Here is a 24,657-nt window from a genome sequence, read left to right on the forward strand (position 1 = left end):
CACCCTCAGTTCAGAACCAGATCAACCGGCCCCGTCCCGAAGTGGAGGCGCCGTTTAAAGCGCCACCGAAACCATGTCAACTGGGAAAATTCGAAAGTTTCGAACCTGCCTAGCTGACGTCTGCATCCAAAAAGAAAACAACAGAAGGCCGACCGGCGTGAACCGGATCGAACTATCCGCGAACTCTCAGAAGATGCGTCAGCGCCCGTTCCGCTCTCGCGGCCGGCGCCGATGAAGAGCCGTATAAGGACCGCCCCAATCGAGGTCAACAGGAAAAACGCGGCCAGGGCAAAGTTTGGGGTTTCTGGGTGGCCGGAGGCTCTTCCAGCGCCCCTTCAGGATGAGGGGCATGGTCCCGAGATCGGCCTCCATCGAGAGGTGGCCGGCATCGCCTCGGCGCCCTCCCTCCGCTGTCAAAGAGGGTGACATCGCCACTCTCGTAGCCGCGCCTGAACGAGCAGGATCAGGGCGACGTCAACGAAAGCCCGCGTCCAGGCATCAACCACCCTCGCGCGGCGATACATCCGATGGCGTGCCGGCCGACCGGGATCGGGCAGCCGCGGAATGTGCAGGAAGAGCGCCGGCCGGTCCTCGGTAAGAGCACGGTAGTAGGTGGCGTTGCAGAGATAGGCCCCGGCATCGCGCGACGGACCGGCATCGAGCCCGTGCCGACGCAAGGCGATCAGCGCGGCCCGCGCCTGCCGGCTGGTTCGCTGCGCAGGGCCGATCCAGTCGAGGGTGAGCTGCGGCGGCAGCCATCCGTCAGCATCGGGAAAGAACAGGTTGGCCCGGTTGCGGGCCCTGGTCTCGACGCGGATCCGCCGGGCCCGCATGGCGACACCGATCATCAGCACCGCATCCGGCGCCTCGGCGAGCGCCGGTTCGAGCTCCGTGCCGATGGCCGCGTAGGCGGTGCGCAGCACGCGGCAATCCGGCCGGGCGCCAAGCAGCAGCTTCAGGCGTGGCGAGTCCGCGATGCGCCGGGCGAGCAGCCCACTCGGATTGATCGGAACCCGAGGAAAGGCGCCGAAGCCGACGACCAGGAGCCGCTCCGCGCTCAAAGACCGATCAGCTCGGAGATCGCCTGAGCGCCGGCCGCTGGTGAATGCTCGCCGCTGGCTACCGATTTCTCTGCTTCGGTCGTCGCCTTGCGCACCTCGGCACTGCCCGTGAGCTTCTGGTGCAGGCGCTCATGAACCAGCGCCCACATCCACTTCACGTCCTGCCGCCTGCGCCGCTCGGCGATCTCGCCGGTCGCGGTCAGCTTGCGACGGTGATCCTCGATCTTCGCCCAGAGGCCGTCGAGCCCTTTGCCGTGCAGTCCCGAGATCGTGACGACGGGCGGCGCCCAGGTCGCGGAGGCCGGCGTCAGGATGTGGAGGGCGGCGCGATAATCCGATGCGGCGGCGCGCGCGCGTCTCTCGCCATCCCCGTCATCGGCCTTGTTGACCGCGATCATGTCGGCGAGTTCGAGAATGCCCTTCTTGATGCCCTGCAACTCGTCGCCCGCGCCCGGCAGCATCAGCACGAGGAAGAAATCGGTGAGGTCGGCCACCGCGGTCTCGGACTGGCCGACGCCCACCGTCTCCACCAGGATGACGTCGAACCCTGCCGCCTCGCAGAGCAGCATGGTCTCGCGGGTCTTCGCCGCAACGCCGCCCAGCGTCCCGGATGAGGGAGAGGGCCGGATGAAGGCGTTCCGATCCTGCGCGAGCTGCGCCATCCGCGTCTTGTCGCCGAGGATCGAGCCGCCCGTTCGGGTCGAGGACGGGTCGACCGCGAGCACCGCGACCTTGTGGCCGGCCTTGGTGAGTTGGCTGCCCAGGGTATCGATCGTGGTCGACTTGCCGACCCCTGGCACGCCGGTGATGCCCACCCGGATCGCCTTTCCGGTCTCCGGCAGAACCGCGTCGATCAGGTCGCGGACCGCCGCGCGGTGATCGGCACGCCGTGACTCCGCCAGCGTGATCGCTCGAGCCAAGGATGCACGGTCTCCGGCGAGGAGCCGCTCGCGGATCGCGTTCATGTCGGGAAGAGAAGGCGCCATCAGGGCTTCATGCCGGGCGAGACGCGGTTCGTCGAGGGGGCATGCGGTTGCGATGTGGCAGGCCGATCACGATGCCGGGCGCCGACCGGGGAAAGCGGCGGATTGCCTCGCCATGGCCAAGATCCTGCGTCAGACGCTGCCAGAGAAGCTGGGCGCAGTCGCGTCTGCCCGGCAGAAGGGGCGTCGTACGATGAGGTGGCAGGGCTCGCGGCCTAAAAACGCGGAGGCGGCCGCGCCGACTCGGCGCTCCATCGTCCAGATCGCCGCGCTGTTCGGTGCCACGGCCGCCGCGCCCGGATTGTCCGGCTGCGTCGCCGATGGCCTCGCCACCGGCACGGTCGGTGGGGGCGCCCGCGAACAATCCGCCCTCGATGTCAGCCCGGTTCTGCTCGTCGCCACGACCCGAAAGGCCGTGGGCGGCGGCCTGAAGTCACCGTATTTCGGCTCCGAGCGCGGCCGCGGCCTCAGCTTCGCGGAAGTCAGGATGTCCGCGCCGGACCGCTCGCTGATCGGCAAGGTCTCGTCGGTGGTCAACGGCGACTGGGGCATCAAGTCGATCCAGCAGGTCGAGACGGGCGCCAACGCCGCATCGGCCTTCTCGCAATCGGCCTTCGGCCGCGACGTGCTGATCTACGTGCACGGCTACCGCGAAAGCTTCGAATCGGCGGCGGTGAGCGCCGCTATGCTATCCGACGGCATCCGCTTCCGCGGCGCTTCGGCCTTGTTCACCTGGCCCTCGGCCGCAGCGACCTTCGATTACGGCTACGACCGCGAGAGCGCGATGTGGTCGCGCGACGGTTTCGAGGATCTGCTCAAGGCGCTGGCGTCATCGCCGTCCGGCGGGCGCATCAACATCGTTGCGCACTCGATGGGCACCCTGCTGACACTCGAGACCCTGCGCATGCTGCGGGCCGAGGCGGGCGAGGCGGCCATGTCACGGATCAATGCCGTCGTGCTCGCCGCGCCCGATATCGACATCGACCTGTTCACGAACGGCGTCGAGCGGATGGGGCCGGACGTGCACAAGATCACCGTGATCTCCTCGACAAACGACCGCGCGCTCGAGCTCTCGGGCGTCCTCGCGGGCGGGACGCGGGCCGGCGCCGCCGACCGTGACCGCCTCGAAGCGCTCGGCGTGCGCGTCGCGGACGCCTCCGATTACGGAGGCGGCCTGATCAATCACGACCTGTTCCTCTCGAACCCCGATGTGCAGGGCGTGGTGAAGCGGGCGATCTCGCGCGGAGGCGCCTGATCCGCCTCGACGCGGGCCGGGCTAGCCTCTACAGGAGCGCTGCATTCCCTCGACAGGATCGGCGCGCGATGTTCACTCTTGAAATCGACGGCAAAGCCATTGCGGTCATCAATGCCGATGAGGAGACCGCACGCGATCTCTTCACCTGCGATGGCTTCAAGGAAGACATCGGGACGATGACGAGCGAGGGCAAGCCGCTCTGGAACGGCACCTCCGAGTTGAAGATCCGGGCTTCGACCGAGGACGAGACCGACGAGTTCGAGCAGGCGCTCTCCGAGGACGATGGCGAGGGCGACTTCGAGGCCGATCCGCACCACGACAACGACAAGACGGAGGCCAAGGCAGCCGGCGAAGCGGATCACGACGACGAAGAGGACGAGGCGGACATCGTCTTCCTCGTCGATCTCGACGACGAGCAGGAACACCTCGACGCCTGAAACGACAACGGCCCCCGATCGGGGCCGTTTTCATATGGACGTCGGCGCCGGGGCTCGTTGAGATCAGAGCACGACGACGCGGGTGCCGACCTGGACACGGCTGAACAGGTCGATCGCATCCTGATTGATCATGCGGATGCAGCCCGACGACACGCTCTTGCCGATCGAATGCGGCTCGGTCGTCCCGTGGATGCGGAACAGCGTGTCCTTGTTGTTCTGCCAGAGATACATGGCGCGCGCGCCGAGCGGGTTGCGCGAGCCGCCCGGAACGCCGACGCCGCTCTGCAGCTTCGAGACCTCGGCCTTCAGGTCCGGCCGGCGCTCGATCATCTCCTTGGGCGGATACCAATCGGGCCAGGCCTGCTTCGAGTTGATCGTCGCGGTGCCGTTCCAGGAGAAGCCCTGCTTGCCGACGCCGACGCCGTAGCGGCGGGCCCGGCCGTTCGGCAACACGAGGTAGAGGTAGTGGGCGCGCGGATCGACGACGATCGTGCCCACCGGCTCGTTCGTGCGGTAATCCACCTCGGCGCGAAGGAAGGCCTTGTTGAAGGTCTTGGTGTTGATCGGCGGCACGTTGAAGGGCTCGCCCTCGACCGGCGCGTAGGCGCGGGCGATGTCGATGGGGCCGTTATCGATCTCGCGCTGCGGAACCGGATAGCCGGCCTGCTTCGGCGCGGGCCGGGCACCGGGCTGGCCTTCGGGCGGCAGATCGCCCGCATTTGCCGGAGACTGCGGGCCAGGCGCTGCTGCCGGCGGCGGTTCGCCGTAGCGCTCGGCGCGGCGGCGGGCATATTCGTCGGCGTCGAGAGCAGCGCTCGGATCATCGACCGGCCGGCCGTTCACGACGGGTCCGCCATACGGAACGTACTCTCCGCCGCGCTTGCGGTAGAGCTTTCCGTATTGATCCTTGTACAGCCGGGCGTCGTCGTAGCCGCCAGCGCCCTGTGCCGAGACCGGACCCGCGAGCCCCATCAGCATGAGGCTCGAGGCGGCGCCGGCCAGGAGCCGGCGTCTATTGGATGATGAGATCGCTTTGAACATCGGATCGCTCGAAACTCAGGACTGCGGTGCCGATGGAGTCGCTGCGATTCCAGCGATGCCCGTCGGCGGGTCGGCCACCACCTCGGCAAGCCGATAGCAAGAATTCATGTTTCCTGCCTGCAACATCATGGCTTTATCGACGCTCGGCCGGCCATCCGCTGGATTGCGACGACATCGATCGAACCCGGGGCCGTGACGACGTGGCGGCAGCTCTCCCGTCGGTCTACGGCAAAAGTGTGGATCGACACCATGAATCGTCATGGGACGTGATTGAAAAACGAACCACTTTCACGACATGAAGCTGGGCCGTTTGCCGACCGGAGTCTCGCTGCCGTGGCCCATCGTGTCCGCCGTCTCCGTGCAACCGGCTTGGCGCTCGCCGCCGGTCTCTGCCTCGCCGTCGCACCGGCAGATGCGGCTGGCCGTGTGACGCAGTCCCATCACGGACGCCCCGCCAAGGCCAAGCCCGTCAAGGCGGTGAAAGCCGAACCCGCGACCGAGGAGAAAGCAACGGAACGGGTGACACCCGCCGGCGTCTGGACGTCCGGCGAGGGAGAACGCGCCTGTTACAAGGGCCGGCGCAAGCTCTGGCAGGACGGGCAAGGCTGGGTGGTCAAGCGAGTCGCCGTCTGCCCCTGACGCCGAAGCCCTCTCTGGTGCGGCCGCATAGGTTGAAGGCAGAGCTGCCCTGAGATCGGGCCGCGCTTCGATCTCGCGCAATCAATAAGCGGCTGCCCGCAAGCCAGCCTGAGGCTCGCAATCGGCAGTCCGTGAGCATGGCCTGCAGCTCATCTGCTCCACAGTCTTCCTGGCACGGGAGCTGCATCACAACATGCAGCCGCCTCGCTTGGCGTGACGGCTTGCTGGGCAACGGCGCCCCGCGGCGGACAACGACACGTCCGGAACTTCGCGCATGAGCGGCGCCCGACACGGCGACCGCGTCCTGATGACGAGCCGAGTGAGCAGCCATGGCCAGCTTCAAGACCGTGATGAAATCCGGTCATCCTCCGACTTTGTTCGCAGCGTTCCTCTATTTCGATTTCTGCTTCGCGATCTGGGTCTTGAACGGCGCGATGGGCCCGTTCATTACTGAGACCTACAAGCTCACTCCGGCCCAGACCGGCTTCATGATCTCCCTGCCGATTTTGGCCGGCGCGGTCATGCGCTTTCCCCTCGGCGTGCTCGCCCAGTACATCGGCCGCAAGAACGCGGCGATCACCGAGATGAGCGTTATCATCCTGGCGATGGCCTTCGGGTTTTTCTTCGTGAACACTTACGACGAAGTGCTCGCCATGGGCGTTCTGCTTGGCATCGCGGGCGCCTCCTTCGGTGTCGCCCTCTCGCTCGGCTCGGGTTGGTTCCCGCCGGAGCACAAGGGACTGGCCATGGGCATCGCCGGCGCCGGCAATTCCGGGACGGTCCTCGCCGTGCTGTTCGCGCCGCCTCTCGCCCAGGCCTATGGCTGGCAGGCTGTCTACGGCTTTGCAGGAGCCGTGATGTTCATCCCGCTCGCGGTCATGATCCTGCTCGCCAAAGAGCCGCCGGATTGTGAGCACCAATCCTTCAAGGAACACGTCTCCTGCCTGTTTACGCGGGACGGCTGGGCCTTCTCGCTGATCTATATCATCACCTTCGGCGGCTTCATCGGGCTTTCGAACTTCCTGCCGACCTTCTTCTACGAGCAGTTCGCCGTCACAAAGGTCGAGGCCGGGCGTCTCACCATGCTCGCCGCCTTCATGGGCTCGGGCATCCGCATCGTCGGCGGCTACTTCGCGGACAGGATCGGAGGTGTCGCAGTGCTGTCGATCGTGCTGCTCGCCGCCGTCGGAGCCTTCCTGGCACTGACCGCGACGCCGTCACTCGCATTGACTACGATCCTGTTCATGTTCTGCTTCGCTGCGCTCGGGGCAGGCAACGGAGCGCTGTTCCAGCTCGTGCCGCTGCGCTGGCCGACCAACACGGCTGTAGCCGGCTCGATGATCGGCGAGATCGGGGCGCTCGGTGGCGCGATCCTGCCGAATGTGATGGGCTTTTCGAAGCAGTATACCGGCGCCTTCGCCAGCGGCTTCGTGGCCTACGCCGTGTTCGCGGCGGTGGTGCTCAGTTGTCTCTTTCTCTGGCAGAAGAAATGGGTCGGCACCTGGGTCGGACCGCGCGGCAAGGTCATCGCTCCCACCCGGGAACAGCTTCAGGCCGCTGGCCGCCTCGAGCCGATGGCGGCCTGACAAGCATGCTCAGGTCGTCTCGGCGGACACCGTCGCGAAGGTCAGGAGATCCACCTGCCTTGCGCCCCCGCGCATCAGGGCGCGAGAGGCCGCGTTACCGGTAGAGCCTGTCGTGGCGACGTCATCGACCAGCAGGACACGGCGTCCCGCGATCCGGGGCTTGGCAGCCTCGGGTACCCGAAACGCGCCCTGCAGATTCTCCGCACGCTGGGCGCGCGTCAGGCCGACCTGAGGGCGCGTGCGCTTCACCCGTGCGAGCGCTCGCACGTCGCAGGGGAGGCTCGACGCCTTGGCCACGCCGCGGGCGAGCAGCGCCGCCTGGTTGAAGCGCCGTCGCCAGAGGCGAAGGGCATGCAACGGCACCGGCACGATGAGATCGGCGTCTGCGATCAACTCGGCGCCGGCCGACGCCATCATCCGCGCCATGGGCCGGCCGAGATCGAGCCGGTCGCCGTATTTCAGGCGATGGACGAGATCCTGGGCCGTGCCGTCGTACAGGGCAACGGCGCGTGCACGCTGGAACACCGGCGGCTCGGCGATGGCACGGGGGCTGAGCAGCGTGCCGACCCCGAGATCGAGGGCGAATGGCGTTCCCAGCCGCTCGCAGAACGGGCGCTCGATCAGCCGGAGACCCGACCAGCAAGGGGGACAGAGCGCATGCGGCTGCGCCGTCGCCTGCCCGCAGGCGATACAGGTCGGCGGATAGACCAACCCGAGCGCAGCGCCGAACGCGGCGCGCAGGCTTGCCTGCAGAGCGCTCAGCGCTGCTCTCGATCAGTGAGAGGTTTGCTGCGGCTGTTGCTGCTGCTCCTTGGCCTTCTTGTTCGCGTAGTGACGCCCGGCGATGCAGCCGCCGGCCGCTCCGAGGACGCCGTGCCCCACGGCATGCCCGGCGAGCCCCCCGACGAGCGCCCCCTTGATGCATCCCTTGGCTTCCGCCGCGGTGCCGGCGCCCGCAATCGCCAGGGCCAGCGCGAAGACGGTGAACATGCGTGACATGGACATCTCCCAATTCGAAAGCGCAGCAGTAACGGCGGTGCGGGCATCCCGTTCCGTGGTCTCGCGATCTTGATGACGCTTATGGATGAACGGTCGCCCTGGCATCGCCGCCGGTTCTGCCCCATCTCCGGCGGCGATGAGTGAGCCCCGTCCCCTGTTCGATACCGCGCTGCTGAGGCAACGCCTCGCTCGCGCACGCCGCGCGGGCTATGCCGACTTTCTGCTCACGCGTGCCGTCGAGGATCTCGACGAACGGCTCGGAGCGGTCCTGCGCCGGTTTCCCCTCGCGCTCGATCTCGCCACGCCGCTGCCGGCGGCTGCCGCGTGGCTGCGCACGAGCGGGCGCGTCGACACCCTCGTCCGCGTCAGCCCGGTTCGAGAGGCCGCCGAGGCGTTCGGTGTCATCGGGGATCCAGAGGCTCTGCCTTTCGGCGGCCAGGCGCAGTTCGACCTCGCAGTGTCGCTGCTGGCGCTTCACACAGTCAACGATCTGCCCGGCTCGCTGGTACAGCTGCGCCGGGCGCTGAAGCCCGACGGGATGTTCGTCGGATGCCTGCTCGGTGGCGCGACGCTGACCGAGCTGCGCCAGGCCTTCCAACACGCCGAGAGCGAGGTCGAGGGCGGGATCAGCCCGCGCGTGGCGCCTTTCGCCGAGGTGCGTGATCTCGGCGGCCTGCTGCAGCGGGCCGGGTTCAGCCTGCCGGTGGCCGATTCCGAGCGCATCACCGTGCGCTACGCCGATCCGTTCGCGCTGATGCGCGACCTGCGCGCCATGGGCCTGACCAACGCCCTGACGGAGCGCCGTCGCACGCCCCTGCGGCGGGCCACCCTGCTGCGGGCAGCCGCGATCTATGCCGAGCGCTTCGCCGATCCGGATGGACGGCTCCGTGCGACCTTCGAGCTGATCTGGCTGTCTGGCTGGGTGCCGCACGAGAGCCAGCAGAGGCCCCTGAAGCCCGGCAGCGCCAAGACGCGCCTCGCCGATGCGCTGGGCACACCCGAACACATCGTCGGCGTGAGAGGAGACCCGTCACCATGAAGCAGCCCGGCCCCGACCATCCGATCACCATCTCCCCTCACGGCAGACGCGTCCGCGTCATCGTCGATGGAGCCGTCATCGCGGACACCACGCGCGCGCTGGCGTTGAAGGAGGCCTCCTATCCGGTGGTCCTCTACATCCCGCGGGAGGACGCGCAGTGGGAGCGTTTCACGCCCAACACCCGCTCGACCCACTGCCCCTACAAGGGCGACGCAAGCTATTTCGACCTCGACGTCGACGGCTCGCCGAGACCGGCCGCCGTCTGGAGCTACGAGAATCCTTTCCCGGCGGTGGCCGAGATCAAGGACCACCTCGCCTTCTATTCCGACAAGGTCGACGCGATCGAAGAAGGCTGACGGTCACCGTTGCGAGAGGTTCGTCTCGACCAGGACCGTCTCCTCGTCGAACTCGGCCGCGTGTTCTACGCCGGGCGGGAAGTGGAACACGGCCCCCGGACCGAACGCTGCCCGGCCCTGGTCGTCTCCAGCGTGCCGGAGCCGGAGATCACCTGGACGAACTGTTCGAAGCTGTGGCTGTGCGGGGGCGCCCTGGTGCCCGCCGGGACGACGAGCCGGGCCAGCCCGAAGCCTTCGCCTTGGATCACGCGCCGCTCGACCCCGGCTGGTGAAAAGGCAGCTTTGGCATGGAGTGGGCCCCTGACGGTGGACGAGTCGCGGAGGTTTGATTGACCGGTCTGCCGGGTCTTCGGAGGATGAAGACCATGGCACGGCACCGTTCCCACAGCGTCGCGTTCAAGCGTCAGGTCGCGCAGGAATACCTGTCCGGCGAGACGCTGCACGGTCTGGCCAAGCGCCACGACCTCTCGCGCAATCTCGTGCGGGTCTGGGTTCAGAAGTACGAGGCCGGCGCGCTCGATGACGATGCCGCAGCGGCCGATACGATCCAGGCTTACGAGGCACGGATTGCCGCGCTCGAACGGCTCGTCGGCCGGCAAGCTCTCGAACTCGATTTTCTAAAGGGGGCGCTGCGAAGCGGACCGCTGCCGAGAAGCGGACCTACATCCGTGATCGTCGGCCCGGCGGTCTCTCCGTCGCCGCGGGGTGCCGGCTGATGGGCCAGTCGCGCTCCACCTACTACGACGTTCCGACCCGGGTCACGGACGACACGGCGCTCGTCGAGGCCATGGCAGCGATCGGCGACACGTTCGAAGCCTATGGCTGGCGCCGCATGCAAGCGGCATTGCGTCACCAGGGCTTCGCGGTGAACCACAAGAAGGTCCGCCGCCTCATGCGCGAGCACGACCTGCAACCGCGCATCCGGCGCCGCTACGTCGCAACGACCGACAGCGATCACGGCGGCCCGATTTTCCCGAACTTGGCAAAGGACCTCGTGCTGGATGGTCCGAACCAGCTTTGGGTCGCCGATCTGACCTATGTCGCGGTGACGGGCGGCTTCGTCTACGTCGCGATCATCCTGGATGCCTGGTCGCGCTGCGTCGTTGGCTATGCGCTCAGCCGCTCCATCGATGCCCGCCTGACCATCGCGGCCCTGCGCGCAGCCATCGAGCAGCGCCGACCGCCGCCCGGGCTGATCCACCACTCGGATCGCGGCAGCCAGTACGCGGCCGAGGGCTATCGTGCGGTACTGGCCGAGCACGGTCTCGTCGGCTCCATGAGCCGGCGCGGCAATCCCTACGACAACGCCAAGGTCGAGAGCTTCATGAAGACGCTCAAGGTCGAGGCTGTGTACCCGATGGCGTTCGAAACCTTCGCCGAGGCCGCGGCCGCGTTGCCGCGCTTCATTGAGGAGACCTACAATACGCGCCGGTTGCATTCGGCACTCAATTATCTCAGCCCCGCTCAGTTCGAGGAGCAACACGCCCGGCAGACGGTCAAAACCGCCGCCTGATCATGCCCACCGTCAGGGGCCCACTCCAGCATCGGACCAACTCTGGCTGTGCTTGGACATGGATGAGCCCCGAGTGAGCCATGATGTGAGCCCGGATAGCTTAGGGGATGACCCGGCCGCCACCAGGCCCAGCTCTCCTCGATCAGGGTCAGAGCAGGTCGACCAGGAAAGGGATCAAGGGCGCATCCGCCGGCGGCATCGGCATGTCGCGCAGGGCGCCAGGGCGGACCCATTTCAGCGCCTGCCCCTCCATCGACCGGGGCATCCCCTCCCAGCGCCGGCAGATGTAGAGCGGCATGAGCAGGTGGAAGTCGGGATAGGGGTGGCTCGCGAAGGTCAGCGGCGCCAAGCAGGGCTCCTCGACGACGATGCCGAGTTCTTCGGCAAGCTCGCGGATCAGCGTGGCCTCGGGCCGCTCGCCTGGCTCGACCTTGCCACCCGGGAATTCCCACAGGCCGGCCAATTGCTTACCCGGTGGCCGCTGCGCAAGGAGGACGCGCCCGTCCGTGTCGACGAGCGCCACCGCGACGACGAGGAGCAGCCGGACGTGCGCCGCCTCGCTCACGGCCTGATCGCGAAGACGGCTTCGACCTCGGCGCTGGTCTCGATCGTTCCGGCCTCGACGGGCACCGCCGCGCGATCCTTGGCGACGGATCGCGCCATCGCCGCATAAGGCGCCGGCCGCGTGTTCTCGGCGCGCGGCGGGGAGGCGATGGAGAGCGCCGGTCCAAGTTTCACACCCGCAGCGTCTGCCAGCCGCTCGGCCTGGGCGCGGGCATCCTTCATCGCCGCGACCTGAACATCGGCCTGCACCTTGCCCGGATCGCGCAAGCCGAAGCTCACGCCGTCGATGCGGTTCGAGCCGGCATCGAGCGCGCGGCGCATCAACTCGCCGAGCCGCGGCATGTCGCCGAGCCGCACGACGACGCGGTTCGAGGCCGCATAGCCGTCGGCCTGCTCGTGGAACGATCCATCGGGCTGGCGGATCTGACGATTCACGGGTTGGAGCGTGACGGAAGAGGTGCCGATGTCGGAATCCGGCACACCGAGTTCCTTTGCGGTGGCGATGATGCCCTTGGCAGCGCTGCTGGCTGCGTCGAGTGCGGCAGCAGGCGTGCCACCCTTCGTCTGCACGCCGATCTCGACGGAGGCGAAGTCCGGTTGCGTCTCGACCTGCGCCCGGCCGATCACACCGATGCGGCCGGCCCTGTCGTCATCACCCGCGAAGGCCGGTCCGCAGAGCACGAGGACGACGGCAAGCAGAGCGGCCGCAGAGGTCCTCACGAACGGTAATCCCCGTTGATGGCGACGTATTCCTTGGTCAGGTCGCAGGTCCAGACCCGCGCCCTCCCCTGCCCGAGCCCGATCTCGGCTTTCACCGTGATCTCCGGCTCGCGCATCACGGCGCTCGCTGCCTCCTCGCTGTAATCCGGATCGCGGGCGCCCTTGTGGGCGACGCGCACGCCGCCGAAGGAGATCGTCAGCAGGTCGCGATCCGCCGGCTCGCCGGCCTTGCCGACGGCCATGACGACGCGGCCCCAATTCGCGTCCTCGCCGGCGACCGCCGTCTTCACCAGCGGCGAATTGGCGATCGACATGGCGATGCGGTGGGCCGAGTCGTCGCTCTCCGCTCCCTCCACCTCGACGGTGACGAGCTTGCGGGCGCCCTCCCCATCGCGCGCTACGAGCTGGGCCAACTCGACGAGCAGGTCGTCGAGGGCAGCCCGAAACCCGGCGAGTCGCGGATCGTCGGCGCTCTCGATCGCCGCGTTGCCGGCCTTGCCCGTCGCAAACAGCAAGAGCGTGTCGGAGGTCGAGGTGTCGCCGTCGATGGTGACGCAGTTGAAGCTCTTGCGCGTCCCGGCCGTCAGCAACTCACCGAGGACTGCCTGCGGCAGAGCAGCATCGGTGAACGCGAAGGACAGCATCGTCGCCATGTCCGGCGCGATCATGCCGGCACCCTTCGCCATACCGTTGATCGTCACCGTCGTGCCGCTGATCTCGGCCGTCCGCGTGGCGAGCTTCGGGAAGGTGTCGGTGGTCATGATGGCACGGGCCGCCGCCTCCCAGGCATCTGAACCGGGTTCGGCGCGGCCGGCGCAGTCGGCGAGCACGCCATCGAACTTGGTCGCGTCAAGCGGCTCGCCGATAACGCCGGTCGACGCGATGAAGACCTCCTCGCGTTCGCACGGTGCGGCCCTCGCGGCGATGTCGGCCGTCAGTCCTACGGCGTCGCGGCCCTTGAGACCGGTAAAGGCATTTGCATTGCCCGAATTGACGACGAGAGCGCGGGCCGTGCCGCTGCCTGCGGCAAGGGCTTCGCGGCACCAGTCGACGGCCGCCGAGGGGCAGCGCGAGCGGGTGAACACGCCGGCGACCGTGGTGCCCTCGTCGAGGGAGACCCACAGCACGTCAGTGCGGCCCTTGTATCGGATACCGGCCTGAGCCGTGGCGAGCCGGACGCCGGCGATTTCCGGAAGCTCCGGCGTGGACCCCGGTGCCAGCGGCGAGACGGGCGTTGCCGTTTGGGAAGCCATCGATTCGCGCCTCGTCGTTGAGAGCCGCGGAAGGGGTCGCGGCGGCGCCCTGTTGCCTCGGCTTCGAGGCGGGCGTCAACCGCGACGTCCGAGATCCGGCTTCGCGCCGGAAACATCATCCGATGCAGTGCAAAATGAGCCGTCTACCGAGCTGGAACTTGAACAATCCAATCTCCCCGTCTAGCCTATTGCAATGCAACCTAATCCGGCGACTGGACGACAGGACGGACTGAGGGACGCCTCGGCTCCGGCGGAGTGCGAGTTTCAAGCCGGCTGCTACGGCGTGCAAGTTCTCGTTGCCGGCCGGCGCAAGCTTTGGCGCGATGAAGTGAGCGCCGAGATCAGACGCGCCGGCTACAATGCGACCTCCGTCGATTCCGGAGTCGATGCGCTCACGGTCCTCGCACTCGGCCTGCCGATGGACGTTCTCGTCACGGATGCCGAGTTGCTCGGCGAGCTGCGCTGCTCGCGGCTCGCGATCGAGGCGCGGGCCCTTCGGCCGAACCTCGCCATCGTGTTCGCGAGCGACCGCGAGGACGTCGTGGATTGCGTGCCCCATGCGCTGATCGTGTCGCCCGATGCCGCCGATGGCGCACTCGCCGGCACCGTTCGCGAGGCTCTTCAGACCAGGGCCTGAGGCCGTCTCGGCGTCGACGGGTCCGGTTCCCAACGCTAAACTGACGGCGTTCGAGAGAGACGGCCATGACCTTGTTGCGTCGCGATTGCCTGGTTCTGCTCGGTGCTTTCGCCGCGACGGGCGCACGAGCGGCCGATGGCATCGGCACGAATGCGCGGGACTTCTCGTTCGCCAAGCCTGGAGGCGGTCTGCTTCCACTCGCTGAATACACCGGCAAGCCGCTGCTCGTCGTGAACACGGCCACGGCCTGCGGCTTCGCGGGCCAACTCACCGGACTGCAGGGCCTGTGGACGCGCTTCGGCGATCGCGGATTTACCGTGATCGCGGTTCCCTCGCCTGACTTCGGCAATCAGGAGCCCCTCGACGGCACGGCCATCGCCGATGCCATCCGCAAGAGCCACGGCGTCACCTTCCCCGTCGTCGACAAGACCCATGTGCGGGGGCCGTCGGCGCATCCGTTCTATCGCTGGGCCGCTGCCGAAAAGCCGGGCCAGACGCCTCAGTGGAACTTCCACAAATACCTCGTCGGCCGCGACGGCAGCCTGCGTGCCGCCTTCGCGACGTCCGTCGAGCCGAGCGATCCGCGGATCATCAGCGCCGTCGTCGCCGAACTCGGCTCCGTCTGAGCGGCAGCCTTCAGCGCGTCACCACGATCAAGCCGAGGATGAGGCCGGCCACGAGCAGGATGGCGTGTAGGCCGAAGCCGCCGATCCAGTCAGCCGTGCTCATCGCGCCGAACCCGCCTGTGGGATGTCGGCCGGTGGGCGCAGCGGTGCGGTTCTCGCTCGCCGGGCATATCGGCCCCGGCCGTGTATTCCCGAACCGTAGACGCGCTCACGCCTGATCCGTGCCGGAGGCGGCTCGGATGGATAGTTGGACGCGAACGGATTCGCGGGCACTCCTGGCGCGTTACGACCGAAGGTACTGCCCGGGAAGCCCTGCGCGAGCGCCGGCGCCGTCGCCGAAATTCCGAGCAGGAACAGGCCGAAGTGAAGCGCGCGCATCAGATCCTTTCCAGTGCCCTCGGGGCCTCCCGGAATGGTAGGGCGGCACACCATATGGCGACAGTCCGGTGCAGAGCCGGACGGGGGCTACTGGATTGGGAGACCGGGAATGGAGCCGCATCGGTTCGAGCATGACGGCAGCAGCTACGAGGTGCTGTTCGAGCGGACGGCGGAAGGATGGGTCGCCCGCATCCGGTGCGAGGGCACCCAGAGCGTTCAGGTCATGGCCTTCCCCGACGGTTTCGGCTTGGATCCGGAGGATCCGCGGGGGTCTCTGATCGCAGGTTGCGAGGCAGCCGTGTCTCGTCGGCCCGGGCCCGCCCCGACACGCCACTGAAGCGGCTTACCGGAACTGCCGAGAGCGGCGAACCGTTCGGTGCTGAGCAGGGCATGGAGTGCAGGATGAGCAACGTCACCTACCACGTCATCGAGCACGACGGCGGCTACGCCTACAAGGTCGGGGACACGATCTCGGAGACCTTCGCGAGCCATGACGAGGCCCTCCGTGCCGCGAGGATCGCGGCGGCGGAGCAACGGGTCCCCGACGAGGACGGGAACATCGAGTACCAGGATGCGCGCGGCGCCCGTCACGTGGAATCCGCGCGTGGCGACGATAGGCCGGATACCGAGGTCGACGGCTGAACTGAGATCCGATTCCCTGCGCTTAGACCGAACTCGGCGTCGTCGACACAGTCGCGCGATGTTGCCACGGCGCATCGACCGGCGACTTCCAACTCGCCGACGCTTGGTGTATGGCGACGCCAAGGCGAATTCACCACGCCGAATCGCTTGCCGTCAGGACGTTCCGCTCGGGAAGATCCCCGGGGTTTGGAACGCTTGGCGGTTTTGCCCGTCGAGCATGGCGATCCGGCAAGGTCCGCAGATCGAACAGACAGAACCCGAAGGATTACGACAGTTGCAGGTACTCGTTCGCGACAACAACGTTGATCAGGCGCTGCGCGTCCTCAAGAAGAAGATGCAGCGCGAGGGCATCTTCCGCGAGATGAAGCAGCGCAAGGCCTACGAGAAGCCCTCCGTCCGCAAGGCTCGTGAGAAGGCCGAGGCCGTCCGCCGGGCTCGCAAGCAGGCTCGCAAGACCGCCATCCGCGAGGGTCTGATCGCCGCTCCGAAGCCGAAGCCCCGTACCGGCGGCCCGCGTCGTCCCGGCGGTTTCCCGTCCGCCGCTCCGTCGGCGAGTGCCGCTCCGGCGACCAACGTCGCTTCGTAAGCCGATCGCGGCCGGATCAGTCCGGCCGGTCAATCTGGATGATGATTACAGGCCCCGTCGCTTGGCGACGCGGGTCTGTTTTCGTTCGTCGGTGCAGCCGGCGAAAACGTTCTCCGGGCTCACGCCGTCTTCGTGTCGATCGAAACGCGATGTGATTCAGGCGACGCGGTTGGCGATCGTCGCCCGGTCCGCCTGAACCAGAACGTCGAGGGCGCGCCAGGGCTTCTGCATGAACACGGCGCGACGCGGCAGCGACACGTTGCGATCGCTGACGCTGCCCGACGTGACCACCATCCGCACCTTCGGCCAGCGCTTTTCGACCGTCCGCGCCAGGGCGAGGCCGTCCATCTTCCCTTCGAGTCCGACATCGGCGAACAGCAGCGCCACGTTCACGTCCGGACGCTCGAGCACCGAGATCGCCGCTTCCGCGCTCGAGCAGGCGATCACGTCGAGATCGGTCTCCTCGAGGACGGCGGAGGCGAGATTGCGGATCGCCGCGTCGTCTTCGACGACGAGTGCGATCGGACAATCGGCGGAGTCGTGCTGAGCCATAGGATCTCCTCGATGATCGGGGCCGATAGGCCGTTCGGGCTAGGGTGTCACAGCGTTGGGGCCTGACGAGGCGGCATCCAATACGCTCGGATACTGGCTCTCGCGGCGATGCCGTCTGGCGAATCGATTGAAACCGCATCGTCGGACGCCCTGTGGCGGGTCGTCAACAGGCAAGCGAAAATTTGAATGCAACGCAGCCCCGACCGTCCGGACCGGCGGCCCACCATCCCAAGCCACCGACGATCATGGTTAACGGTTCGTTCACTGCCAAGATTGGATGATGAAGCTTAGTCGGCAAGAGCGCGGCCATTCGGCCCGCGTCTTGCAGGCCAAGCAGTCAGGATTTCCGCTGGCGGATCGTCGTGCCGCGCAGCAAGGGGCTTCGCGTCAACCATGTGCCGCTTCCTCGCCTATCTCGGTGAGCCGGTCTTCCTCGACGAGCTCGTCTGCGCTCCGACGCATTCGCTCGTGCACCAGTCGCTGCACGCGACGGAAGCGAAGACCGAGACCAACGGCGACGGATTCGGCATCGGTTGGTACGGCGAGCGCCGGGAGCCGGGCGTCTACCGCGACGTCTGCCCGGCGTGGTCCGACGAGAATCTGGTGAACCTCTGCTCGCAGGTGCGCGCCAGCGCGTTCTTCGGTCATGTCCGTGCCTCGACGGGAACGGCAACGACCCGGGCGAACTGCCACCCCTTCGCGCATGGTCGCCACCTGTTCATGCATAACGGCCAGATCGGCGACTATCACCGCATCAAGCGCCGGCTCGAGGCTTTGATCCCGGACGACCTCTACGATCACCGCCGGGGAACGACCGATTCCGAGGCGATCTTCCTATTGGCATTGGCGAACGGTCTCGCCGAGGACCCGATCGGAGCGATGGAAACGACCTTCGCCACCGTCCGCGACCTGATGCAGGCGGCCAAGATCACGGAACCCCTGCGCTTCACCGCGCTGCTTACGGACGGCGTCACGCTCACGGCCTATCGCTGGGCCTGCGACGGCCGGCCGCCCAGCCTATATTTCCGTGAAACCGAGGGCAGCATCGTCGTCGTGTCCGAGCCGATCGACGGCTGCCGCGAGGGTTGGCAGGTCGTGCCGAAGGGCGCAACGCTCCAGGCGCGGCGCGGTCTTCCCGCAATCGTGAAGAAAGGCAGCGAGGCTCGGCGCATCGCCGCCTGATCCGGACTGGAGCCGGCGCCCACGATCCCTATCTGGAGGGCATCGCATCACGATGCTCGAAGGCCCTCCCGCATGAACCACTCCGTTCAGCTCCACATCGCCGGCTCCTGGCGCGATGGCGGCGAGCGCGCGACGCTGCCCAACCTGAACCCCGCCACGGGCGAGACCCTCGGCCAGATCGCCGTCGCGACGCGGACCGATCTCGACGAGGCGCTCGAGGCCGCAGAGCGCGGCTTCGCGGCTTGGCGCAAGGTCTCGGCCTTCGAGCGCGCCAAGGTACTTCGCAAGGCCGCTGCGCTGATGCGCGAGCGTGCCGAGGACATCGCCCGCCTGCTCACCACCGAGCAGGGCAAACCCCTGGCAGAAGCACGCATCGAAACCGTCGTTGCCTCCGACGTGATGGAATGGTTCGCCGAAGAAGGGAGGCGCGCCTATGGCCGTGTGATCCCGGCGCGCGCCGATGGCGTGCTGCAGATCGTGGTGCGCGAGCCGGTCGGCCCGGTCGCTGCCTTCACGCCCTGGAATTTTCCGCTGAACCAGGCGGTTCGCAAGATCTCGGCCGCGCTCTGCACGGGCTGCTCGGTGATCCTCAAGGCTCCGGAAGACACGCCCGCGAGTTGCCGTGAACTCGTCCGCGTCTTCCTCGATGCCGGCGTGCCTGGGGATGCCCTCGGACTGGTCTTCGGAAATCCCGCCGAGATTTCCGAGTACCTGATCCCGCATCCCGTCATCCGGAAGATCTCGTTCACGGGCTCGGTCCCGGTCGGCAAGCAACTCGCCGCCCTGGCCGGTCAGCACATGAAGCGGGCGACGATGGAACTCGGCGGCCACGCCCCCGCGATCGTCTTCGACGACGCCGACGTCGAGAAGGCGGTGACGCTGCTGAGCGCCAACAAATTTCGAAACGCCGGCCAGGTCTGCGTCTCGCCGACCCGCTTCTTCGTGCAAGAGCGCGTCTACGACCGCTTCGTCGACGGCTTCACCGAGGCCGCGCGGAATATTCGCGTCGGCAATGGCTTGGAGGATGGCACCACCATGGGCCCGCTCATCCACGGCCGCCGCCTGGAGGCTGTCGAGGCTCTCGTCGCCGATGCTGAAGCGAAGGGCGCAAAGGTGCGCACCGGCGGCAAGCGCATCGGCAACCGCGGGAACTTCTTCGAGCCGACCGTGCTCACCGAGGTTCCGCTCGACGCCCGCGCCATGAACGAGGAGCCCTTCGGCCCGATCGCGCTGATCAATCGCTTTCGCGACGACGACGAGGCGTTGCGCGAGGCCAACCGTCTGCCCTTCGGACTCGCCTCCTACGCCTATACGCGCTCGTCCGAGCGGGCGACGCGGGTCTCGTCCGGCATCGAAGCGGGGATGGTCTCGATCAACCACCACGGCATTGCGCTGCCTGAGACACCCTTCGGCGGAATACGGGATTCCGGTTATGGCAGCGAAGGAGGCTCCGAGGCCATCGAGGCCTATCTGACGACGAAATTCGTCACCCAGGCGAACTACTAGACCGGGAACGCGGCCAATCCGAAGCCGTCGGTCTGGGATCGTCGACGTCGAAGCCTCCCGACGCTTTCGGGATCCGCGGCCGCCTTGCAATGACGAGGCGACCGAGCCGCCGAGTGCCAACCAAGTCTCTCGAAGACAAACTCGGCCATTCCAAAGCTCGAGCATGAATCAGCCGTAAATTCTGTTTGGTCACCGCATGAACTTTCATTCACGCAACCTTCTGCCGATGCCTCGCGTTGCCGTCCGCAATTTCTAGACGCGAAGGACAGCTTGGTTCGCGAGCTGCTCCAAGGAGTGCTCGCAATGCTTTACCTCATGCATGAGGCGCGTAATCTCATGCTCGCTCCGATGCGGATGGCAGCGGAGGCGACGAAGCTGGCTTGCGAGAACGCCTTCCATCCACTGTCCTACGCGCCGAACCGCAACGTCATCTCGGCTGGCTGCGAGATGTTCGAGCGCACGACCCGATCCTATCCGAAGCCGGCCTTCGACCTGCCTGCGCCGGAGCGCATCGTTTGGGAGAAGCCGTTCTGCCGGGTGCTCGCTTTCGGCGACGACGCGAGCAAGCCGAAGATGCTGCTCGTCGCGCCGATGTCGGGCCACTACGCCACGCTCTTGCGCGGTACTGTCGCCGCCTTCGTCGACACCCATCAGGTCTTCATCACCGATTGGACGAATGCCCGCGAGGTTCCCCTCGCCGAGGGCGCTTTCGGCCTGTCGGATTACATCGATTATTGCATCGAGATCTTCGAGGCGCTCGGCCCGGACCTGAACGTCACCGCGGTGTGCCAGCCCTCTGTCCCGGTCGTGGCGGCCATTGCGCGCATGGAAGAAGACGGCAACCCGCTCGCTCCACGCTCTGCTGTATTGATCGGCGGCCCGATCGACACGCGTTGTTCGCCGACGTCCGTGAACGCGATGGCGCAGGAGAAGGGTATCCGCTGGTTCGAGCAGAACTGTATCCAGAGCGTACCGCACGGCTATCGCGGCGCGAGCCGGTCCGTCTATCCGGGCTTCATGCAGCTCGTCGGCTTCATGAGCATGAACCCCGAGCGCCATTCCGGCTCGCACTGGGACATGTTCGACCACCTCGTCGCGGGCGACGGTGAATCCGCCGAAAAGCATCGCCGGTTCTACGACGAGTATCTCGCGGTGATGGACCTCACCGCCGAGTTCTACCTCGAAACCGTCGAGAAGGTTTTCATCGAGCATGCCCTGCCGAAGGGCGAGCTCATGCATCACGACCGGGTGGTCGACCTCGGCGCCATCCGTGAGTGCCGTCTGATGGCCATCGAAGGCGAGAAAGACGACATCACCGGCATCGGCCAGACTCGCGCGGTGCTCGACCTCGCCGCGAACGTGCCGGCCGATCGTAAAGCCTATCATCTGCAGCCGGACGCCGGGCATTACGGCATCTTCAACGGCTCGCGCTTCCGCGCCGAGATCGTCCCGCAGATCCTTGCCTTCACCGAAACCGATGCCAGCCGCCCGATCGTGGTCGCCGCCCGAGGCGCACACCAGATCATTCCTCAGGAGACCCGGAGCAGCCGATTCCGCGATGCGCAGTCGCATGCGGTGCGAAACGAGCATCGCCCGAGCGAACACCACTGGCATCGCGGCGTCACGGCCAATCGCAGTGCGCGACGCATGAAGGACGGCGGTAGCGGAAAGCGTTCGACGATGGGGAAGGCTGTGCGAGCGAGCTAAGCCGATCAGTCGCCGGCCAAGCTATCTAAGTCGAGCAGGTCTCGCCGGCCTTCCAGCCGCAGCAGGAACTCCTTCGTCTGCAGGCCGCCGGCAAAGCCGGTCAGCTTGCCCGACGCACCGATTACGCGGTGGCATGGGGCTATGATCGAGATCGGATTCTTCCCATTGGCAGCGCCGACGGCTCGCACCGCAGCCGGGCTGCCGATCTGCCGTGCGATCTGGCCGTAGGACCGAGTCTCACCATAGGGGATCGTCAGCAGAGCCTGCCAGACCTGCTGCTGGAACGGGGTGCCTCGGAAGTCGAGCTCGAGAGAGAAAGCGCGACGCCGGCCAGCGAAGTATTCGGTCAGTTGCCGCTTGGCATCGGCCAGCACGGGATGTCCTGGGCTCTCATTGCCACTGCCGAGCCTGACCCGCAGCGGGTCGTCATTTTCCCAAAGCACCGCAGACAGCCCGCGCTCACACGCGACGAGCGTGAGTGCTCCGACGGGAGACGGCATCACCGCATGGACATAGGTCGCCACCGGCGCTTCGAAGGGCTGTGAGGGACTGGTTGCCATCAGCATCGCGCGATCTCCCGAACGCGTCATGTACTCCATCCGCGGGGTCGTTGCGCGATCCGGACCGAGCCATCGCCCGAATCCTCGGTTCTCTCAACACTGCTCTCTCTGACGAGATGATCGACTGCGGCTCTGGTGCTTCAGGCCGCCCGGTTCGCCTGGCGGGCTTTTATGTTGCGCGATCAGCGCCACGGTAGGGCAACCGCGCTGCGAATGACCTGCGGCATGTACCAATGCAAACTCGGCATCTCACGGAAAAGCGCGTTGTTGAGCACGAACACGTCAAGGGCGATAATGACGGTCAGCCCAGATGCAAACCCGAGAGCCATCCCGCTCAATCGATTGGGGTGATCGCGTTTGCGGACCGGCTCTTTATCGCGATCGTACATGTGAAGACTGAACATGATCGCGCTTCTCTCATAACAGCGTCGAGTACGATTGTTTTCGTGGATTTATGTATTTTCTGTTAATTGCTATTATTAATCGACAATTGTATTTGGCAAAAGCGACTACCGCCGCTCGATCGGCGCCCGTCCGATTGCCGACTGCACTGGAAGCCAGTTCGCCGGGCCAAATGCCGCGAGTTCCTAACCGCACCAATCATGCCGGGCGTGGCTCCTGCGAGTAGATGTTTTTCTTTGTACTGAAATGCCATCCATCCCAATCGCTAGGCAGATAGAGATGGATGGATTCGCCGAGACGACAGCAAGCCGCATTTTCGCGCCGAGTCGGAGGACGACCCAAGTAGCGAAGAAACAACGTTCACCCACGACGTCTGCGAAGCGCTCCGCGTAGAGTTTCCAGATGGCAACGTGATCCGGCGCGCCAGAGTGCTCGCATCATGCGAAACAGCTCAGAGTGGGGTGGCCCGAAACAACGAACGGGGGCCAAAAGCTGAAACTGGAACCGCCAATTTCAACTCGCATCTGAAAAAATGATGCCGGTTGCGGGACTTGAGCTCGCGATTCACCGCTGAGTAGGCGAGAGCGCCCACAGGTTCGTATGACCCTGAGCGCATTCCACAAACCCGGTGCTAAGTACTTGAAGTTTCTGGTGCCGCTTGAGGGATTCGAACCCCCGACCCCCTCATTACGAAAAATGGCGTACATACACCCAGGCGTAGCCATAGACGCCATGATCTATTGATATCGCTTGTCTTTTCTACAATACCCTCTCATTATTTTGCCAGAAATGATCGTGGATACACATTCAGTTGCACCCCCACTGCAGCCCCGGCAATCGAGAGAATAACTATGGCGAGGCGCGCTTCCCCAGAGAACGTCATTCGGCTGAACAAGACCGCGGTCGCGAACCTCGGGCTGCATCCCGGGCAATCAGAACGTGTCGTCTGGGACGCAGACCTGCCAGGCTTCGGCATCCGACTTCGTGCCAGTGGGAACCGGAGTTGGGTAATCCGGCCACCGCGCGGGCACGGAAATTCAAAGCTTCACACGATTGGATCGGTCGATCTGATCGATGCCACTACCGCTAGAGAAACCGCGAAGATCAGGCTTGCCGAGGCTGCACTCGGCGGCGACCCCACAACAGCACGCAAGGAGGCGAGAGCAAAGGCAGCGGTCACGATGGGCGGCTTGCTTGATAGGTACGTCGCAGCGAAGATCGACGCGGGACGGAGGCCGAGCACCATCGGGAATATGCGGCACCATCTCAAGGTTCACTGGGCGACACTTCACGACCGTCCGCTCGGTAGCATCACCAGGGCTGAAATCGCCGAGCGTCACAAGGTCGTTGCCGAGAAGTACGGTCGCCAAGCTGCAGATCGCGCCCTTTCCATCTTGGGCACCTTCTTCGGTTGGAGCATGCGCGAGGGCCTTCTTGAGGCCAATCCGGCGGCGAATGTGAACAAGGCGACGGTTGCGACGAAGCGGGAGCGAGTTCTGTCGGAAGCGGAGGTGGCCGCAATCTGGCACGCCTGCCGCGAAGACGATTTTGGACGAATCGTTCGGCTACTGATGCTCACTGGCCAGCGCCGCGAGGAAGTCGCGGCCATGCTCTGGAGCGAACTCAATTTTCAGACAGCGACCTGGTCGATCCCGATCGGCAGGATGAAAAATCGCCGCGCCCATGAAGTCCCTCTTTCTCGGCCAGCGATGGAGATCCTCGCCAACGCTCCGGCGCGGGAAGGCCGCGATTTCGTGTTCGGAGACGGCAAGGGCCCCTTCTCAGGTTACAGCAAAGCGAAAGCTTCGCTGGACAAACGAGCAGGGATTGCGGTCAGCGCGTGGCGGCTTCATGACCTTCGACGTACCGCAACAACTGGCATGAATGAGATCGGCATCCAGCCTCACATCGCTGACGCTGTGTTGAGCCATGTCTCGACGTTCAAGGCCGGCGTGGCAGGTATCTATAATAGAGCCACATACGCAGAGCAGAAGCGCGCCGCCCTCGACAGCTGGGCGGATCATATTCTTGGGGTCACAACTCGGAGTCGAAATCCACAAACCGAGGTCGAGACCTCCTAACTCAGGGTTATAGACCATAACCATGGTTACGTATTACTGTTGCAAAAATGAATTATTCTTTGTCTTGCTTGCTAAGTTCTGCGAATGGACCTCGACCTGCGGCACCAGATGCGCCATTCCGGTGGCAGCATCGCAGTTAGAGGATACGCATGACGCCACTTGCAGACTTGCCGCCGGACGTTGCCCGGAGGCGCATCATCGGCACTCGGGACGCTGCTGCGTTCTGCGGTCTATCGATTCCGACTTTCCGGCGCCTACACGATCGAAAGGCCATCCCCGCAGGAATACGGCTCTCCGAGCGTCGGCTGGGATGGCGCATCGGCGACTTGAGCGACTGGACGGACTGCCGGGC

29 protein-coding genes are annotated in these 24,657 nt (G+C 65.9%); 18 read left to right on the plus strand and 11 right to left on the minus strand.

From position 1 onward, the window contains the following. Positions 1 to 413: 413 nt before the first annotated feature. Together GGR33_RS03985 and meaB are read right to left on the minus strand one after the other, a co-directional pair. On the minus strand, positions 414 to 1,061 hold the full coding sequence (locus tag GGR33_RS03985; RefSeq protein WP_183502218.1) for a pyroglutamyl-peptidase I: 648 nt from the start codon (positions 1,059 to 1,061) through the stop codon (positions 414 to 416). Further along, positions 1,058 to 2,047, minus strand: coding sequence for a methylmalonyl Co-A mutase-associated GTPase MeaB (meaB, locus tag GGR33_RS03990; RefSeq protein ID WP_183502220.1), 990 nt, complete (start codon positions 2,045 to 2,047; stop codon positions 1,058 to 1,060). The genes GGR33_RS03985 and meaB overlap by 4 nt, the downstream gene beginning before the upstream one ends. A gap of 190 nt (positions 2,048 to 2,237) precedes the next feature. Here meaB and GGR33_RS03995 point away from each other — a divergent pair, with 190 nt between their 5' ends. Beyond that, positions 2,238 to 3,299, plus strand: coding sequence for an alpha/beta hydrolase (locus tag GGR33_RS03995; RefSeq protein ID WP_183503468.1), 1,062 nt, complete (start codon positions 2,238 to 2,240; stop codon positions 3,297 to 3,299). Between the two features lie 68 nt (positions 3,300 to 3,367). Further along, positions 3,368 to 3,736, plus strand: a complete 369-nt coding sequence (locus GGR33_RS04000) for a hypothetical protein (protein WP_183502222.1) — start codon at positions 3,368 to 3,370, stop codon at positions 3,734 to 3,736. A 63-nt stretch (positions 3,737 to 3,799) separates the two neighbouring features. Here the strand turns inward: GGR33_RS04000 and GGR33_RS04005 are convergent, their stop codons facing one another. Further along, positions 3,800 to 4,777, minus strand: a complete 978-nt coding sequence (locus GGR33_RS04005; RefSeq protein WP_183502224.1) for a L,D-transpeptidase — start codon at positions 4,775 to 4,777, stop codon at positions 3,800 to 3,802. A 333-nt stretch (positions 4,778 to 5,110) separates the two neighbouring features. Between GGR33_RS04005 and GGR33_RS04010 the strand changes: the two genes are divergently transcribed. Together GGR33_RS04010 and GGR33_RS04015 are read left to right on the plus strand one after the other, a co-directional pair. Beyond that, positions 5,111 to 5,416, plus strand: a complete 306-nt coding sequence (locus GGR33_RS04010) for a hypothetical protein (protein ID WP_183502226.1) — start codon at positions 5,111 to 5,113, stop codon at positions 5,414 to 5,416. 329 nt (positions 5,417 to 5,745) lie between these two features. Continuing rightward, positions 5,746 to 7,002, plus strand: a complete 1,257-nt coding sequence (locus tag GGR33_RS04015; RefSeq protein WP_183502228.1) for an MFS transporter — start codon at positions 5,746 to 5,748, stop codon at positions 7,000 to 7,002. Positions 7,003 to 7,011: 9 nt separating this feature from the next. On the opposite strand, the gene GGR33_RS04020 is transcribed toward GGR33_RS04015, so the two are convergent. After that, positions 7,012 to 7,764: a ComF family protein gene (locus tag GGR33_RS04020; protein ID WP_183503470.1), complete on the minus strand. Its 753-nt coding sequence runs from the start codon at positions 7,762 to 7,764 to the stop codon at positions 7,012 to 7,014. Between the two features lie 12 nt (positions 7,765 to 7,776). Further along, complete coding sequence (locus GGR33_RS04025; protein WP_183502230.1) at positions 7,777 to 8,001, minus strand: hypothetical protein; 225 nt, start codon at positions 7,999 to 8,001, stop codon at positions 7,777 to 7,779. Positions 8,002 to 8,137: 136 nt separating this feature from the next. On the opposite strand from GGR33_RS04025, the gene GGR33_RS04030 reads away from it, so the two are divergent. From GGR33_RS04030 to GGR33_RS04050, 5 genes are read left to right on the plus strand one after another with little or no spacing between them, the layout of a single operon-like run. Beyond that, a complete protein-coding gene (locus GGR33_RS04030; RefSeq protein WP_183502232.1) occupies positions 8,138 to 9,040 on the plus strand; it encodes a methyltransferase domain-containing protein in 903 nt (300 codons plus the stop codon). Beyond that, entirely contained in the window at positions 9,037 to 9,396 is a 360-nt protein-coding gene (locus tag GGR33_RS04035) for a DUF427 domain-containing protein (RefSeq protein WP_183502234.1), read from the plus strand. The genes GGR33_RS04030 and GGR33_RS04035 overlap by 4 nt, the downstream gene beginning before the upstream one ends. 9 nt (positions 9,397 to 9,405) lie before the next feature. Further along, positions 9,406 to 9,729: a hypothetical protein gene (locus GGR33_RS04040; protein ID WP_183502235.1), complete on the plus strand. Its 324-nt coding sequence runs from the start codon at positions 9,406 to 9,408 to the stop codon at positions 9,727 to 9,729. A gap of 32 nt (positions 9,730 to 9,761) precedes the next feature. Continuing rightward, a complete protein-coding gene (locus GGR33_RS04045) occupies positions 9,762 to 10,112 on the plus strand; it encodes a transposase (RefSeq protein WP_183502238.1) in 351 nt (116 codons plus the stop codon). Beyond that, positions 10,061 to 10,909 carry an IS3 family transposase gene (locus GGR33_RS04050; RefSeq protein ID WP_183503473.1) on the plus strand — a complete coding sequence of 283 codons (849 nt, stop codon included), beginning with the start codon at positions 10,061 to 10,063 and terminating at the stop codon, positions 10,907 to 10,909. The genes GGR33_RS04045 and GGR33_RS04050 overlap by 52 nt, the downstream gene beginning before the upstream one ends. A 148-nt stretch (positions 10,910 to 11,057) precedes the next feature. Here GGR33_RS04050 and GGR33_RS04055 read toward each other — a convergent pair whose 3' ends face one another. From GGR33_RS04055 to argJ, 3 genes are read right to left on the minus strand one after another with little or no spacing between them, the layout of a single operon-like run. After that, on the minus strand, positions 11,058 to 11,474 hold the full coding sequence (locus tag GGR33_RS04055; protein ID WP_183502240.1) for a (deoxy)nucleoside triphosphate pyrophosphohydrolase: 417 nt from the start codon (positions 11,472 to 11,474) through the stop codon (positions 11,058 to 11,060). After that, the gene (locus GGR33_RS04060; RefSeq protein ID WP_183502242.1) at positions 11,471 to 12,193 is read right to left on the minus strand and encodes an SIMPL domain-containing protein; all 723 of its coding nucleotides are present in this window, start codon (positions 12,191 to 12,193) and stop codon (positions 11,471 to 11,473) included. Before GGR33_RS04060 ends, GGR33_RS04055 begins: the two co-directional genes overlap by 4 nt. Then, on the minus strand, positions 12,190 to 13,446 hold the full coding sequence (gene argJ, locus GGR33_RS04065) for a bifunctional glutamate N-acetyltransferase/amino-acid acetyltransferase ArgJ (protein ID WP_183502244.1): 1,257 nt from the start codon (positions 13,444 to 13,446) through the stop codon (positions 12,190 to 12,192). The genes GGR33_RS04060 and argJ overlap by 4 nt, the downstream gene beginning before the upstream one ends. 193 nt (positions 13,447 to 13,639) lie before the next feature. On the opposite strand from argJ, the gene GGR33_RS04070 reads away from it, so the two are divergent. The 5 genes from GGR33_RS04070 (at position 13,640) to rpsU (ending at position 16,315) form a co-directional block, all read left to right on the plus strand. After that, the gene (locus GGR33_RS04070; protein WP_425488742.1) at positions 13,640 to 14,083 is read left to right on the plus strand and encodes a response regulator; all 444 of its coding nucleotides are present in this window, start codon (positions 13,640 to 13,642) and stop codon (positions 14,081 to 14,083) included. A 65-nt stretch (positions 14,084 to 14,148) separates the two neighbouring features. Next, positions 14,149 to 14,709 (plus strand): glutathione peroxidase, encoded by a 561-nt coding sequence (locus GGR33_RS04075; RefSeq protein ID WP_183502246.1) that lies wholly within the window; start codon positions 14,149 to 14,151, stop codon positions 14,707 to 14,709. Between the two features lie 487 nt (positions 14,710 to 15,196). Continuing rightward, positions 15,197 to 15,424 (plus strand): hypothetical protein, encoded by a 228-nt coding sequence (locus tag GGR33_RS04080; RefSeq protein ID WP_183502248.1) that lies wholly within the window; start codon positions 15,197 to 15,199, stop codon positions 15,422 to 15,424. A 65-nt stretch (positions 15,425 to 15,489) separates the two neighbouring features. Beyond that, complete coding sequence (locus GGR33_RS04085) at positions 15,490 to 15,729, plus strand: DUF2188 domain-containing protein (protein ID WP_183502250.1); 240 nt, start codon at positions 15,490 to 15,492, stop codon at positions 15,727 to 15,729. Between the two features lie 274 nt (positions 15,730 to 16,003). After that, positions 16,004 to 16,315, plus strand: a complete 312-nt coding sequence (gene rpsU, locus GGR33_RS04090) for a 30S ribosomal protein S21 (protein ID WP_147047328.1) — start codon at positions 16,004 to 16,006, stop codon at positions 16,313 to 16,315. A gap of 156 nt (positions 16,316 to 16,471) precedes the next feature. Here rpsU and GGR33_RS04095 read toward each other — a convergent pair whose 3' ends face one another. After that, the gene (locus GGR33_RS04095) at positions 16,472 to 16,867 is read right to left on the minus strand and encodes a response regulator (RefSeq protein ID WP_183502252.1); all 396 of its coding nucleotides are present in this window, start codon (positions 16,865 to 16,867) and stop codon (positions 16,472 to 16,474) included. Positions 16,868 to 17,260: 393 nt separating this feature from the next. Here GGR33_RS04095 and GGR33_RS04100 point away from each other — a divergent pair, with 393 nt between their 5' ends. The 3 genes from GGR33_RS04100 (at position 17,261) to GGR33_RS04110 (ending at position 21,262) form a co-directional block, all read left to right on the plus strand. Next, positions 17,261 to 18,049: a class II glutamine amidotransferase gene (locus GGR33_RS04100; protein ID WP_183502254.1), complete on the plus strand. Its 789-nt coding sequence runs from the start codon at positions 17,261 to 17,263 to the stop codon at positions 18,047 to 18,049. Positions 18,050 to 18,121: 72 nt separating this feature from the next. Continuing rightward, a complete protein-coding gene (locus GGR33_RS04105) occupies positions 18,122 to 19,555 on the plus strand; it encodes an NAD-dependent succinate-semialdehyde dehydrogenase (RefSeq protein WP_183502256.1) in 1,434 nt (477 codons plus the stop codon). Positions 19,556 to 19,858: 303 nt separating this feature from the next. Continuing rightward, the gene (locus GGR33_RS04110) at positions 19,859 to 21,262 is read left to right on the plus strand and encodes a polyhydroxyalkanoate depolymerase (protein ID WP_183502258.1); all 1,404 of its coding nucleotides are present in this window, start codon (positions 19,859 to 19,861) and stop codon (positions 21,260 to 21,262) included. A gap of 5 nt (positions 21,263 to 21,267) precedes the next feature. Here the strand turns inward: GGR33_RS04110 and GGR33_RS04115 are convergent, their stop codons facing one another. After that, positions 21,268 to 21,822 (minus strand): methylated-DNA--[protein]-cysteine S-methyltransferase, encoded by a 555-nt coding sequence (locus GGR33_RS04115; protein WP_210301868.1) that lies wholly within the window; start codon positions 21,820 to 21,822, stop codon positions 21,268 to 21,270. 182 nt (positions 21,823 to 22,004) lie between these two features. Then, entirely contained in the window at positions 22,005 to 22,226 is a 222-nt protein-coding gene (locus GGR33_RS04120; RefSeq protein WP_183502260.1) for a hypothetical protein, read from the minus strand. Between the two features lie 849 nt (positions 22,227 to 23,075). On the opposite strand from GGR33_RS04120, the gene GGR33_RS04125 reads away from it, so the two are divergent. After that, positions 23,076 to 24,305, plus strand: coding sequence for a tyrosine-type recombinase/integrase (locus GGR33_RS04125; protein ID WP_183502262.1), 1,230 nt, complete (start codon positions 23,076 to 23,078; stop codon positions 24,303 to 24,305). Positions 24,306 to 24,657: the final 352 nt, after the last annotated feature.

Source organism: Methylobacterium brachythecii, from assembly GCF_014196345.1.
GTDB classification, from domain to species: Bacteria; Pseudomonadota; Alphaproteobacteria; order Rhizobiales; family Beijerinckiaceae; genus Methylobacterium; species Methylobacterium brachythecii.